Annotated in this window: 12 protein-coding genes; 4 read left to right on the top strand and 8 right to left on the bottom strand. The window is 74.5% G+C overall.

Going from position 1 to position 13,137, the window contains the following annotated elements; translation table 11 throughout:
• The first annotated feature begins 18 nt into the window (after window positions 1-18).
• Both thrS and OG455_RS02480 read left to right on the top strand, forming a co-directional pair.
• Window positions 19-1,266, top strand: coding sequence for a threonine--tRNA ligase (thrS, locus tag OG455_RS02485; RefSeq protein ID WP_266300632.1), 1,248 nt, complete (start codon window positions 19-21; stop codon window positions 1,264-1,266).
• A 116-nt stretch (window positions 1,267-1,382) separates the two neighbouring features.
• Window positions 1,383-2,201 (top strand): VOC family protein, encoded by an 819-nt coding sequence (locus tag OG455_RS02480; RefSeq protein ID WP_266289665.1) that lies wholly within the window; start codon window positions 1,383-1,385, stop codon window positions 2,199-2,201.
• Between the two features lie 31 nt (window positions 2,202-2,232).
• Here OG455_RS02480 and OG455_RS02475 read toward each other — a convergent pair whose 3' ends face one another.
• A complete protein-coding gene (locus OG455_RS02475) occupies window positions 2,233-3,714 on the bottom strand; it encodes an amidase (RefSeq protein ID WP_266289663.1) in 1,482 nt (493 codons plus the stop codon).
• A 100-nt stretch (window positions 3,715-3,814) separates the two neighbouring features.
• Complete coding sequence (locus OG455_RS02470; RefSeq protein ID WP_323185391.1) at window positions 3,815-4,966, bottom strand: sigma-70 family RNA polymerase sigma factor; 1,152 nt, start codon at window positions 4,964-4,966, stop codon at window positions 3,815-3,817.
• A 78-nt stretch (window positions 4,967-5,044) separates the two neighbouring features.
• On the opposite strand from OG455_RS02470, the gene OG455_RS02465 reads away from it, so the two are divergent.
• Window positions 5,045-5,785, top strand: coding sequence for an FMN-dependent NADH-azoreductase (locus OG455_RS02465; RefSeq protein WP_266289661.1), 741 nt, complete (start codon window positions 5,045-5,047; stop codon window positions 5,783-5,785).
• A gap of 26 nt (window positions 5,786-5,811) precedes the next feature.
• Here OG455_RS02465 and OG455_RS02460 read toward each other — a convergent pair whose 3' ends face one another.
• The 5 genes from OG455_RS02460 to OG455_RS02440 all read right to left on the bottom strand — a co-directional run bounded on the left by OG455_RS02460 (window position 5,812) and on the right by OG455_RS02440 (window position 10,496).
• The gene (locus OG455_RS02460) at window positions 5,812-6,690 is read right to left on the bottom strand and encodes a hypothetical protein (protein WP_266289659.1); all 879 of its coding nucleotides are present in this window, start codon (window positions 6,688-6,690) and stop codon (window positions 5,812-5,814) included.
• Window positions 6,687-8,495, bottom strand: coding sequence for a GMC family oxidoreductase (locus tag OG455_RS02455; RefSeq protein ID WP_266289657.1), 1,809 nt, complete (start codon window positions 8,493-8,495; stop codon window positions 6,687-6,689). The genes OG455_RS02460 and OG455_RS02455 overlap by 4 nt, the downstream gene beginning before the upstream one ends.
• Window positions 8,492-8,854, bottom strand: coding sequence for a hypothetical protein (locus tag OG455_RS02450; protein WP_266289655.1), 363 nt, complete (start codon window positions 8,852-8,854; stop codon window positions 8,492-8,494). Before OG455_RS02450 ends, OG455_RS02455 begins: the two co-directional genes overlap by 4 nt.
• Window positions 8,855-9,075: 221 nt before the next feature.
• On the bottom strand, window positions 9,076-9,795 hold the full coding sequence (locus tag OG455_RS02445) for a hypothetical protein (protein ID WP_266289653.1): 720 nt from the start codon (window positions 9,793-9,795) through the stop codon (window positions 9,076-9,078).
• A 92-nt stretch (window positions 9,796-9,887) separates the two neighbouring features.
• Window positions 9,888-10,496, bottom strand: a complete 609-nt coding sequence (locus OG455_RS02440) for an RNA polymerase sigma factor (protein WP_266289651.1) — start codon at window positions 10,494-10,496, stop codon at window positions 9,888-9,890.
• Window positions 10,497-10,812: 316 nt separating this feature from the next.
• Between OG455_RS02440 and OG455_RS02435 the strand changes: the two genes are divergently transcribed.
• Window positions 10,813-11,619, top strand: a complete 807-nt coding sequence (locus OG455_RS02435; protein ID WP_266289649.1) for an SAM-dependent methyltransferase — start codon at window positions 10,813-10,815, stop codon at window positions 11,617-11,619.
• Between the two features lie 124 nt (window positions 11,620-11,743).
• Here the strand turns inward: OG455_RS02435 and OG455_RS02430 are convergent, their stop codons facing one another.
• Window positions 11,744-13,036 (bottom strand): globin domain-containing protein, encoded by a 1,293-nt coding sequence (locus tag OG455_RS02430; protein WP_266289647.1) that lies wholly within the window; start codon window positions 13,034-13,036, stop codon window positions 11,744-11,746.
• Window positions 13,037-13,137 lie beyond the last annotated feature (101 nt).

The raw sequence follows: 13,137 nt of genomic DNA, 5'->3' as shown, positions 1-13,137 counted from the left end.
ACCATGAACCCTGGCGAACTGCCCGACCACCGCAAGCTCGGTCGCGAGCTGGAGCTGTTCGACACCGACCCGCTGATCGGCGCGGGACTGCCCTACTGGCTGCCGGCCGGTGCCGCCGTCCGGCACGCGCTGGAGGAGTACGTCCGCGAGGTCGAGCGCCGGGCCGGTTACCAGCACGTGTATTCACCGGTGCTCGGCAAGCGCGAGCTGTACGAGCTCTCCGGCCACTGGGCGCACTACCGGGAGGACATGTTCCCGCCGCTGGAGGTGGGCGGCGACGAGCTGCTGCTGCGGCCCAGCCTCTGCCCGCACCACGCGGTGATCTTCCGCTCCCGGGCCCGCAGTTACCGCGAACTGCCGCTGAGGATGGCCGAGTTGGGTGGGATGTACCGAGCCGAGCGGTCCGGCGTGCTGGGTGGGCTGACCCGGGTCCGGTCGATCCAGCTCAACGACGCGCACGTCTTCTGCGCCCTGGACCAGGTGGCCGACGAGGTCAGGTCGGCGCTGGAGCTGATCCGCGGGGCCTACCGGGCGCTGGGGATCGAGGCGGCCCGCTACCGGCTCTCGCTGCCCGGTGCCGGCGACAAGTACGTGGCCGACGCGGAGATGTGGCGGCGCGGCGCCGAGCTGCTGGTCGGCGTGCTGGACGAGGCGGGCATCGAGTACGAGCGGGCCGAGGGCGAGGCCGCCTTCTACGGGCCCAAGATCGACGTGCAGATCGCCGATCCGCTGGGGCGCGAGGCCACCCTCTCCACCATCCAGGTCGACTTCCACCAGCCCGCCCGGTTCGACCTGCGCTACGTCGGCTCCGACGGCGCCGCGCACCGGCCGGTGATGGTGCACCGCGCGGTGATCGGCAGCGTCGAACGGGCGGTCGCCCACCTGATCGAGCGGCATGCCGGTGCCTTCCCGGCCTGGCTGGCGCCGGTGCAGCTGGTCGCGCTGCCGGTGAGCGAGGCGCAGGTGCCGGCCGCCGTCGCGCTGGTCGAGCGCTGCCTGGCGGCGGGGCTGCGGGCCGAGCCGGCGCTGCCCGGGGCCGGCAGTCTCGGGGCGCGGATCCGCGCTGCCCGGCTGGTGCCGTACCAGGCGGTCATCGGCTCGCGCGAGGCGGCGGCCGAGGCGGTCGCGCTGCGGTTGCGCGACGGTCGCCGCCTCGCCCCGGTGCCGGTCGCGGAGGCGCTCGACCGGATCCGGGAGGTGGTGGCGGGGCACCGGGTGGAGCTCTGGGGGGAGGAGGGGGAGTTGGTGGAGGGAGGGCGGTCATAAGATCTGATGATCCATCAGTTTCCTTCCGGAGTAAGCGAGTCGGCGGTGCGTTGTCAGTGGCGGGTGCGAGGGTGGGCGGCAGAGGAAGCACCTGACCAAGCGTAAGGAGAGGCGCCGTGCTCACCACCGACTTCGTCCCCGGCTCCCCGTGCTGGATCGACCTGGGCGCGCCCGATGTCGCCGCCGCCGTCGCGTTCTACGGCGCGGTCTTCGGCTGGGAGGCCCAGTCCTTCGGCGAGGAGGCCGAGGGCTACGCCGTCCTGCGGGTGGGCGGCCGCGCCGTCGGCGCCGTCGGCCGGCTGACCGAAGCGGGCGCCCGCTCGGCCTGGACGGTCTACTTCAACACGCCCGACGCGGGTGCCGCCGCCGAGGCCGTGCTCGACGCGGGCGGCACGGTCCGGCTGCCGCCGACCGATGCCGGCAAGGAGGGGCGGCTGGCCCAGTTCACCGACCCGCAGGGCGGCCGGTTCGCGGTCTGGCAGCCCGGCACCATGCCGGGGATGGAGCTCACCGACGAGCCCGGCAGCCTCTGCTGGGCCGAGCTCTACACCACCGACGCGGCCGCCGCGAAGCGGTTCTACGGCGGCCTCTTCGGCTGGCGGAGCAGCGAGGTCCCGATGCCCGGCGGCGAGGGCGGCTACACGCTGCTGACGCCGCACGGGCTGCCGCCGGAGCGGATGTTCGGCGGTCTGCTGGAGCTGCGGCCCGAGCACCTGACGCTGACCAGCGGCCTGCCGTACTGGCACCCCGTCTTCACGGTGGTCGACTGCGACGCCACGGTCGCCAAGGTCACCGCGCAGGGCGGCACCGTCCAGATGGGCCCGGTCGACGCTCCGGACATCGGCCGGATGGCGGTCTGCGTCGATCCGGCGGGCGCGGACTTCGTGCTGCTCACGCCCCCTCTGACGCCGCCGACGGCGACCGCGGAGGCGTGAGCCCGCGTCAGAGCGCGAGGAGGCAGGGAGGTCAGAGCGCCGGGGCGAGCGCGGCCCAGGGCCGGGCCGCCTCCAACTGGGTGGCGAGCGCGAGCAGGGTGCCCTCGCCGCCCAGCGGGCCGACGAACTGCACGCCCAGCGGTAGCCCGTCCGGCGTGCGGTAGGTCGGCACGCTCATCGCCGGGCGCCCGGTGAGGTTGGCCAGCTGGGTGTACGGGGTGGCCGAGAGGTTGGCGATCACCGCGCGCTCCCAGGCCTTGGTGCCGGCCAGCGTGCCGAGCAGCCCCAGCCGCAGCAGGACCTTGGCCACCGCGCGCACCGGCGCGGGCGTGTCGAGTTCGCCGATCCGCACGGCGGGGCGGGCCAGGGTCGGGGTGAGCAGCAGGTCGTAGCGGGAGTGGAAGGCGGCCAGCTCGCGGTTGTAGGTGTTCCAGCGCTGATGGGTCGCGTAGTGGTCGGGGGCCCGCACGGCGCGCCCGGCGGCGGCCAGCAGGTGGGTGTCCAGCTCGAAGCCGTCCGGCCCGGCGCCGGTGGTGCGGCGGATGTCGTCCACGGTGTGGGCCAGTTGGACGCACCACATGGAGAGGAAGTCGAGCGCGAGCCGGTGCTCGTCGATGCCGGTCTCGGCCGGTTCCACCACGTGGCCGAGCGAGGCGAGCAGTGCGGCGGCGTCCTCGACGGCGGCCACGGCCTGCGGGTGCACCTCGGTGCCGAGCGGTGAGCGGGTGCTGAAGCCGATCCGCAGCCGCTCGGGCGCCCGGCGGGCCAGCTCGGCGTACGGCGCGGCGGGGCGGGCCGCGAGGTAGGGGCCGCCCGGGTCGGGGGTCCCGGTGAGCACGTCGAGCATCGCTGCCGAGTCGCGCACGCTCCGCGAGAGCACGCCGTCCGTCGCGGCGCCGAGCAGGTGCTCGGCCGCCAGCGGGCCGGCCGGGACCAGGCCGCGCCCCGCCTTGAGGCCGAAGAGCCCGCAGCAGGCGGCCGGGATCCTTATCGAGCCGCCGCCGTCGTTCGCGCCCGCCATCGGGAGGATCCCGGCCGCGACGGCGGCCGCCGAGCCGCCCGAGGAGCCGCCGGGGGTGCGGCCCAGGTCCCAGGGGTTGCGGGTGGCCCCGTACACCTCGGGCTCGGTGATGCCCTTGGCGCCGAACTCCGGGGTGTTGGTCTTGCCGAAGACCACCAGGCCGGCCGCCAGCCAGCGGCTGACCACCTCGCTGTGGCGCTCGGCCGGCCGGTCGCGCAGCGCGCGGCACCCGCTGCCGGTGGGCAGGCCCGCGTAGTCCTGCATCAGGTCCTTGAGCAGGAACGGCACTCCCGCGAACGGACCGCTCAGCGGCTCGGCGGCGCGGGCCCTGGCCGCCTCGTGCATGGGGGTGATGATGGCGTTGAGCCGCCCGTTGACCGCCCCGGCCCGGGTGATCGCCAGCTCCAGCAGCTCGGTGGCGCTGACCTCGCCCGCCGCGACCAGCCCGGCCAGGCCCACGGCGTCATGGCTGCGGTACTCCGAGTACTCCACTGGATGGTCCTCCGGGGACGGGGTAGGCGGGCTGTCGGGGGATCGTACGCTCGGCGTGGCCCCGTCAGGAAGAGGCGGCCCACCGGGAAGAGGCGGCCTGTCAGGAAGCGGTGGTCCGTCGGGCGGGGCCGCCGGGTGCCGTCGGCTCCCCGGGCACGGGGGCCTCGTCGAGCACGGGGGCCTCGCCGAGTACGGCCAGATCGAGTCGCCGCAGTCGCACGGGGTCGGCGATCACCTGGTAGCCGGCGATCCGCTCGCCCTCGACGGTGAAGGTGAGCGCGAGCAGCAGCCGGCCGTGCGGGGCCACCACCAGGCCCACCGCCCCGTCGACCAGCGCGAGCGCCGCGAACCGCGAGCGCCGCCCGAAGACCAGCGTCCCCTGGGCGACCGCGAGCGCGCCGCGGGTCTCCAGCGCCGCACCGGACGGCAGCGCGGCGGGGTCGGCCCGGCGCACCACGTCGGGGGCCAGCAGGTCGAGCAGCGCCGCCAGGTCGCCGCCGCGCGAGGCGGTCAGGAACGCCTCGACGACCCGCCGCTGCCGGGCCACCTCGGCGGGCGGGGCGAGCGGGGCGCCCTGGACCCGGTGGCGGGCGCGGCTGGCGAGCTTCTTGGCGGCGACCGGCGTGCGCTCCACGATGGGGGCGATCCGGTCGAACGGTACGGCGAACAGATCGTGCAGCACGAAGGCCACCCGCTCGGCGGGGGCGAGCCGGTCCAGCACCACCAGCAGCGCACGGCCCACCTCGTCGATCAGCAGCGCCTCGTGCTCGGGGTCGCCGCCGTCCGCGGCCTCGGCGACCCGGTCGGGCGCCGGCGCGGAGTCCAACTCCTCGCGGCGTGCGGCGCGCGAGCGCAGCAGGTCCAGGCAGATCCGGGAGACGACGGTCCGCAGCCAGGCGGCCAGGTTCGCCACCTCGCCGGCATCGGCCCGGCTCAGCCGCAGCCAGGCCTCCTGCACCGCGTCCTGCGCCTCACCGGTGGGGCCGAGCATCCGCTGGGCGAGGGCCCGCAGCGCGCCGCGCTCCGCCTCGAACCGGACGGCCAGCTCCTCGATATCGCCCCCACCACCGCTCCGGACCCCGGCTGCGGACCCCGATCCGGGTACGGGCCGCCCCGCGGGTTGCTGCCGCCGCGGCTTCTCGTACTCGTCCATCGCGTCCATCGCGTCCACCACGTCCATCGCGTCCACCACGTCCATCGCGTCCACCATGTCCACCATGTCCACCACGTCCACCACGTCCGTCGCGCCCATCGGTCACCTTTCCCCGGCCTGTTCCGTCGATCTGTTTGACGGATTCGACGCACCCCAGGTGACCGGGAGAGGGCCATCATGACCACTTTGCTGCACATCGACACCAGTATCAGCACCGCCGAGGAGTCGGTCAGCCGCCGGCTGACCGAGCGCTTCGCGGCCGCCTGGCGCACGGCGCACGGCGCGGCCGGCTACCGCTACCGCGACCTGGCAGCCGACCCCGTGCCGATGATCGGCTCGGCCTACGCCCGGCTCGGGCAGCGGGTGGAGCGGCAGGGCACGCTCCACCCGGCCCAGGTGGCCGCGCTGGTTCAGGGCCCGGCCGAGGAGCGGGAGTGGGCGCTGACCCGGCCGCTGATCGAGGAGGTGCTCGCCGCCGACACCGTGCTGCTCGGCGTGCCGATGTACAACCTCGCGATCCCGGCCACGCTGAAGGCCTGGATCGACCGGATCAGCTTCCCCGGCGCCTTCACCGACCCGGGGACCGGCGAGAGCCTGCTGCGCGGCGCCGAGGTGGTGGTGGTGACCGCGCGCGGCGGAGGGTACGGTCCCGGCACCCCGCGCGAGGCCTTCGACCACCAGATGCCCTACCTGCGGGCGTACTTCGGCAACCTCGGGGTCGCCGAGGCGAACCTGCGCTTCGTGCACGCCGAGTTGACCCGGGCAGCGGACATCCCCGCGCTGGCCGGGCTCCAGGAGTTGGGCGAGGCCTCGCTGGCGGCGGCCGGGTCGGCGGTGGACGCGCTGGCGGCCGGGAACGGCGCGTCCATCGGGGCCGGATCCGGGACTGGTGGTCTCGCCCACTCAACCGTCGGGTAGTTCCGTCGGCGGTGTCCGGCGATCTCTCAGCCCTTGGCGGCCAGGTAGTACGCCCGGTTGTGCGCGGCCACCGGGGCGGACTGGTAGGTCCAGACGCCGGCGGCGGGGGCGGGGCCGATCAGCGCGGTGAGGTCCCGTCCGACCGGGGCGGTCGCATCGGTGACGGTGAGCCGGACCCGCTCCTCGCTCCCCGGCTCCAGGAAGTGGTGGCGGTAGGGTTGGTAGACGTTCATCGGCCCGGCCAGCAGCCCGGCCCGGGGGTCGGTGCCGTAGCCGGTGATCGGGGTGTTGTTGACCGGTTCGCCCGCCAGGCCGGCCAGCTCGGCCTCGAAGGAGAAGAGCGTGTGGTCCGAGCGCTCGATGCCCCCGGCGCCGTCCGCCCCCGCCGCGCCGGGTTCGGCCCGCTTGCAGGTGATCGACCAGCGCTGCTGGTCGGCCGGGCCGTTGAGGGAGGGCATCACGGTCTCGAACCAGCCGGGGTACTTCGGTTCGGCGTAGAGCCTGCGCCCGGCGTCGATGGCGAGCGGGTTGTCGCAGAGCACGTGGATCCGGGCGATGCCGAGCAGCTTGGTCTGGTCGAAGCCGCGTGCGTACTGCTGGTAGTCCAGCGCGGCCAGGCGGTGGGCGGCCTGCTCGGGGTGGGCGACGATGTTGACCTCGATCTCCTGGGTCATGCCGCCGCCGAACGGGTACTGCGCGAAGTAGAGCTGGTAGTTGAGCGAGACGCAGGCCCGCCCGTCGAAGTCGGCCGCCGCCAGCTCGGGGTGGTGCTCGGCGAGCAGGGCGCGGACCGGCACCGGGTCGACCAGGAAGTCGATTCCGATGTTGTGCAGGGCCCCGTAGTGGAAGGGCAGTTGGTAGGGCGCCGGCACGGGCGGCAGGGCGAGCGGCTGGTCCTGGGTCACGGGTGGTCGGCTCCTTCGAGGGCGGGCGGCGACGCGTTGAGGCGGCGGCGGGCGAGCAGGGTGCGGTGGATCGCCTCGGTGCTGCGCAGGGCGAGGGCCGCCATGGTCAGCGAGGGGTTGGCGGTGGCGACGCTGGGCATGCTGCCGCAGCCCACCGCGTAGAGGTTGGGGTGGTCCCAGCAGCGCTGCCACTGGTCGACCACGGAGTCGGTGGGCGAAGTGCCCATCAGGTGGGTGCCCGCGCCGTGACCGGCGGCCCGGTAGGCGTAGCCGCGGCCCTCGTGCTCGAAGTAGCCGGGCCAGCCGGCCCCGGGGGCGAAGCTGGTGAGGTCCTCGGCCCCGAGCAGCGTGAAGAGCTGGTCGGAGACGCCCTTCGCGGCGGCGATGCCACGCCGGACCCAGCCGGAGAGGTCGTAGTGCAGCGCCGGGCGCGGCAGACCCAGCGGGTCGCGCAGGCGCGGGTCGAGGGTGACCCGGTTCGCCGGGTCGGCGTCCTGCTCCATCTCGAACTGGAAGGCGAACTCGCGGCCGACCCGGTCGGCGACCGTCCGGCGCAGCTCCGTGCCGAACCGGCCCCGCCCGTCCGGTCCGCCGGAGCGCAGCAGTTCGGCGACCCGGCCGTCCGGCGGGCCCAGCGCCCAGGTCCAGCCCCAGTTGCCGATCTCCACCCGGAACGGCGCCCGGCGGGCCCGGGCCGGCCCGAACCGGAAGCCCTCCAGGCCCGAGGTCGAACCCGGGCCCCGGTAGGGCCCGATCTGACGCGGCATCAGACCCCAGGTGAGCAGCACCGGATGGTCCATCAGGTTGCGGCCGACCTGGTCGCTGCTGTTCGCGGCGCCGGAGAGCAGCAGCAGCCGGGCGTTCTCGATCGCGTGCGCGGCCAGCACCACCAGGTCGGCCCGCACGGTGCGGGTGCCGTCCGCCGGATCACCGCGGTACTCGACCCCGGTGGCCCGCCCGGCGGCGTCGAGCAGCACCCGGCTGACCACCGCCCGGGTGAGCAGGTGCACCGAGGGCCGCCAGCGCGCCTGGGTGCGCAGCGGGGTGTACTTGGCCTGGGACGGGCAGATCGGCACGCAGCTGGCGTGGCCGACGCAGCTGCCGCCCTCGACGCTGTGGCCGGGGGTCGGCAGGCTGTTGCGGGCGTGCGGCGTGCCGACCACCCGCAGCCGCACGGGGGCCGGGCCGGCCGGGTCGCGCACGCTGTGGCCGTCCAGCGCGCGGGACATCACCTGGTCCAGGTAGCTGCGCGGGATCGCGCGCAGCGGGAAGCGGTAGCCGTCCGGGAGCGGCAGGCCGACCTGCGCGCGCTGCTCCTCGGCGTCGCCGGCCACCCCGATCTCGCGCTCGGCGGCGCGGTAGTAGGGCTCCAGGTCCTGGTAGCCGATCGGCCAGTCGCGCCCGTGGCCGAAGTCCCCGGCCCGGAAGTCCTCCGGGTGCATCCGGGGAGCCAGGCCGGTCCAGGCCAGCCCGGTGCCGCCGTTGGCCCGCAGGTAGCCGCTGGCGTAGGGCAGCGGGCCGCGCTGCACGAAGTAGCCGTCCGCGTGGAAGCCGCCGCCCGCCTCGCCGCTGAGGTCGGTGACGTCGGGGGAGGGGGCGCTGGGGGTGCTGCGGTAGGGGGAGTTGGGGGTCTTGGCGGGCGCGGTGCGGTAGGCCTCCAGCGCCTCGGCGTGCGACTGCCCGGCCCCGGCCTCCAGCACCAGCACCCGCCAGCCGCGCTCGCCCAGCCCCTTGGCCACCAGTGAACCGGCGAAGCCCGCGCCGACCACCACGGCGTCCCAGTGCCGCTCCTGCGGCGTGCTCATCGGTTCGCCGGGGCGGTGCTCCAACTGCCGTGGCCGGCAGCGGTGGTGCCGGGGGCCCGGCCGCCGAAGGCGCGCCAGACCAGGCCGTTGGCGTAGGCCTGGGCGGAGACGACCTCCGGGCGCGCGCCGGGCCGGGTGCCGCAGTACCAGAGTTGGACCAGGTCCCGGGCCAGCGCGCGCAGCGGCTCGTCCGCCGGGGGCGGGGCGCCGCCGAGCGCCGTCAGCCGGGCCAGCGCCTCGGGGCCCGCGTGCTCCAGGAGCACCGCCCGGTAGGTGGCGGCCAGGCCGGTGGCCCGCAACTCGTCGACCGCGAAGCCGGTCAGCTCGGCGGAGAGGGTGAGGAACCGGTCGTCACTCATGGCAGCGGGCCTCCCGGTGGTGGTCGTCATGCCCATGCAGGCCACGGGCGCCGCGACGATCACTGCCCCGGGCACCGGGAGTTCATGCCTGCCGGGTCGGCGCGGCAGGGCGGGCCGGCATGCGGCCCGCCCGCTTCGCCCGCGCTGCCTGCTTCGCCCGTGCTCGCCGCCGGGTCGCGCTGCCTGCTTCGCCCGTGCTCGCCGCCGGTCCGCGCGCCGGTCTACGGTGCCGCGCGGCGGGGGCGGTTGTGGCAGCCGGACGCCTGCTCGCGCGCGGTGATGTCCGCCGCGCTCCGGCTCGTCGGGGCGGGCGCGGCGGGCGGCTCGGGGTCCAGCGCGGAGGCGGCGAGCGTGTCCGGCTGGGGGACGCCGGTGTGGTTCTCGTCAGCGCTCTCGACCGGCAGCCGGTCGATCACCGCCTCCACCGCGGCCGGCAGGCGCGGGGCCAGGCCGCGGTGGCAGCGCGCCAGGATGTCGCGGCGGACGGCGTCGGGCAGCAGCGGCTGGCTGGAGTGCAGCGGGCGCGGCGGGGTGGGCCGGGCCCGGGCGGCCAGGTCGCGGGACCAGGCCAGCCAGTAGTCCGCGTCGCTCAGCTCGCCCAGCCACAGGTGGTGCAGGTGCAGGCAGTAGGCGGCGATCCGGCTGCCGGAGCCGGCCGCGAAGCGCCACCAGAACTCCGCGCCGTCCCGCCGCTCGGTGGCGTAGAGCAGCGCGGCGAAGACCTCGGCGCCCTCGGGGTGGATCTGCCGGTCGTTGACCAGCAGGTCCAGGCCACGCGCCGCCTCGGGCGCGTCCAGGATCAGCGCGACGACCAGGCCGAGCTCGAACTTCGCCTGCTCGTGCTCGGTGGGCAGGTTGGCCGGGGCGGCGGTGAGCCGGGCCTGGCGGGCGGTCGCGATCAGGTCCTCGTAGGGGCGCACAGGTGTGGGGATGGAGCGCACGGGTCCGGCCTGCGTGCCCTCCGCATCGGCTGCCGCGCCGGTCGGTTCGCAGCCCAGCCACTCGGGCAGCGCGCCGGACCTGGGCCGCCGGCTCACCGCTCGGCCCGCCGGTCCGGCAGCGCACCGATCCCCAGGCGCCGGGCCAGCCGCTCGCGCGCGTGGCGCAGGTTGGAGCGCACGGTCTCCACCGGGTGGTCCAGGTAGGCGGCGATCTCCAGGTCGTCCAGGTCGAGCACGTACCGCAGGATCACCACGTCGCGCTGGCGGTCCGGCAGCGCCAGGATCGAGCCGTACAGGCCGACCTGGTCCTCCTCGCTGCGCAGGCTGTCGCCGGCCAGCTCTTTGAACCGGCCGATCACCGCCGCGAAGGTGGTGGCCTCGACCTCCACCTCGTCCTGGTGCCAGGCCCATTGGTGCAGATGGGACTTGAGCAGCCGCCAGGCGTAGGCGGCCGGCGTCGGGTGGCGCAGGGCGTGCGGCCACTGCTGCGCCAGTTCCTCCTTCATCGCCGCCACCACCAGCTCGGCGTCCGCGAGGTTGCCGATCCGGGTGCGGGCGAAGGCGAGCCAGGCGCGGCCGTGGAGCTCGCAGAACACCTGGTAGGACAGTCGCAGCCGGGCACTGGCCGCGCCCTCGCCCGTGCTGTCCACCGCCGGCCCTCCCGGGCGCCCCGGTGTGCGGCCGCCCTTGTCGATCGTCATCGGTCCTGCCTTCGTCGGTTCTCGGCGTTCGGGCAGCGGCGCGGCGGGGCCGCCTCGGGACGAGTGCTGCTCACCCTCGTGGACCATGGAACCAGAGTGCGGGCGTCCTGGCGCACGACAAGAACAGTTTGTGATGTTCATATGGTCGCACTAACTGACATCGTGTCATATGCAGGCGGCAAGAGATCTTTCGGGTTACCGGGATCGCGGCCCCGGGTCTGGGGAATCATGGTGGTCGTCCAGTTGTACGGATCACGAGACGGATCACGAGACGGATCACGAGACCGATCTCGACACCGATCACCGAGGGGGACCGATGACCGACTACGACGGTGTCAACCTGGAGCTGCACCGGGCGCACTCCGCCCGCATGTACGACTACTTCCTGGGCGGCGTCACCAACTTCGCCGCCGACCGCGAGGCGGCCGGGCAGGTCAAGGCGGTGATGCCGTTCGTGCAGACCACCGCCAGGGTCAACCGCGCCTTCATGCACCGCGCCACCCGGGCCCTCGCCGAGGCCGGGATCGACCAGTTCCTCGACATCGGCACCGGCATCCCCACCTCGCCCAACCTGCACGAGATCGCGCAGAGCGTCAACAGGTCCGCCCGGGTGGTCTACGCCGACAACGACCCCATCGTGCTCGCGCACGCCAAGGCGCTGCTGATCGGCACCCCCGAGGGCCGCACCACCTACCTCCAGGCCGATGTCACCGACCCGGCCGGTCTGCTGGCCTCGCCGGAGCTGCACTCCACCCTCGACTTCTCCCGGCCGATCGCGCTGAGCCTCAACGCGCTGCTGCACTTCGTCCCCGACGACCGCGGCACCGCCGGGATCGTGGAGCACTTCAAGGGCGCGTTGGTCTCCGGCAGCGCCCTGGCGATGACCCACGTGACGGAGGACTTCGCGCCCACCGAGATCGCCCGCCTGGTGCAGATATACCAGGCGGCGGGCACCCCGCTGCAGGCCCGCAGCGCGGCCGAGTTCGCCGCCTTCTTCGCCGGCTGGGAGCTGGTGGCGCCGGGCCTGGTGCCCACCCAGCGCTGGCGGCCGCAGAGCGTGGAGGGTGCGGCGGTGAGCGACGAGGAGTCCTCGGTCTACGCGGGAGTGGCGCTCAAGCCCTGACCCGGCATGGCCTGACGATCTGTCAGCTGACTGTTCCTCAGCTGACAGATCATCAGTCCGGCCGGCGGCAGTCAGGTCGGGCTCGCGTCGAAGGGCTCAGGTCGAAGGGCTCAGGTCGAAGGGCTCAGGGGGCATCGGTCAGCGTCACGAACGGGTCGTGGTAGATCCGCTCCAGCGGCAGGCCGGAGCGGGTCAGCACCCGGGCGGCGGTGACGATCATCGGGGCGGGCCCGCTGAGGTAGGCGTCGTGCTGCTGCCAGGGGCCGGCCTCCGCGAGCACCTTGGGCAGGCCGGCGGCGCCGCCCTGGACGCGCTGGTCGGCGATCGCTGCGCGCACGGTCAGCCAGCGGTGGCGCTGGGACATCCGCAGCAGGTCGTCCAGCCCGTAGAGCCCATCGATGGTGCGGGAGCCCAGGAACAGGTCCATCCGGCGCCGCACGCCGTCCAGCACGGCCTGTTCCACCAGGGCGCGGATCGGGGCGACGCCGGTGCCGCCCGCGACGCAGACGATGTCGCGGGTCGAGCCCGGATCGAGCACCATGTCGCCCTGCGGCGGGCCCAGTCGCAGCACGGCGCCGACCGTGGCCTGGTGCACCAAGGCGCCGCTGACCCGCCCGCCCGGCACCTCGCGGACGTGGAAGGTGAGGGTGCCGTCGGGCCGCGGCGCGTTGGCGGGGGAGTAGTAGCGCCAGATCTTCGGCCACCACGGCGTGGTCAGGCTGACGTACTGCCCGCCGACGAACGGATACGGCTGGTCGGGCTGGACGGTCAACTCGGCGAGGCCGTCGCCGAGCCCGCGGTGGGCCGTGATCCGGGCCTCCCAGGCGGCGGGGCGCACCGCGGCGTCGGCCCTGGCGGCGTGGTCCATCACCTCGGCGGCCGTCTGGTAGGCCCGGGACCAGGCGCCGGCCGTCTCCGCCGTCCAGGCGGGGCCCGCGTAGTGCGCCAGGGTGGCCAGCAGGCACTCCCCGACGGCCGCGTAGTGGGCGCTCTCGGTGCCGAACTTGCGGTGGTCGCGCCCCAGGTGCGAGCAGAACCGGATCAGATTGGCGCGGTCGTCCACCAGATCGACGATCATCAGCAGGGCCCGCAGCAGCCGGTCGTGCTGGACGTCCATGTCGGGCGGGAACAGTTCGCGGACCTGTGGATAGCGTCCGAACAACGTTCCGTAGAAGAAGCCGGGCAGGTTCGCGGCATGCGGTTCGATCACGGAGAGACTGGCTCTGATCAGCGCGCTGTCGTTCGCGGACAGCGGCACCGCGGCGGGTGCCAGGGCCGCCGCGGGGGATCCCGCGCCGACCGGCGTCGGGCGCTGCGACAAGGTCAGCGCCGCCGACGGAACCGGCGCCTGCCCGCCGCCTTGCGGAACCGAGGGCGTGCGGACGTCGTCGGTGGCGCGCTTGGCGCGGAACTTCACGGTGGAGCTCTCCTGTCCAGCTCGATCTCCCCCCGGAGCTGTCGCTGTACGGCCAGAACGACTCGATTCTGCCCATAGCCCTGATGGGCGTCGCAAGCAGC

This window comes from Kitasatospora sp. NBC_01287 (assembly GCF_026340565.1).
Classification (GTDB): domain Bacteria; phylum Actinomycetota; class Actinomycetes; order Streptomycetales; family Streptomycetaceae; genus Kitasatospora.
The sequence above is the reverse complement of the archived record's forward strand: the minus strand, read 5'-3'. Positions and strand labels throughout refer to the sequence as shown.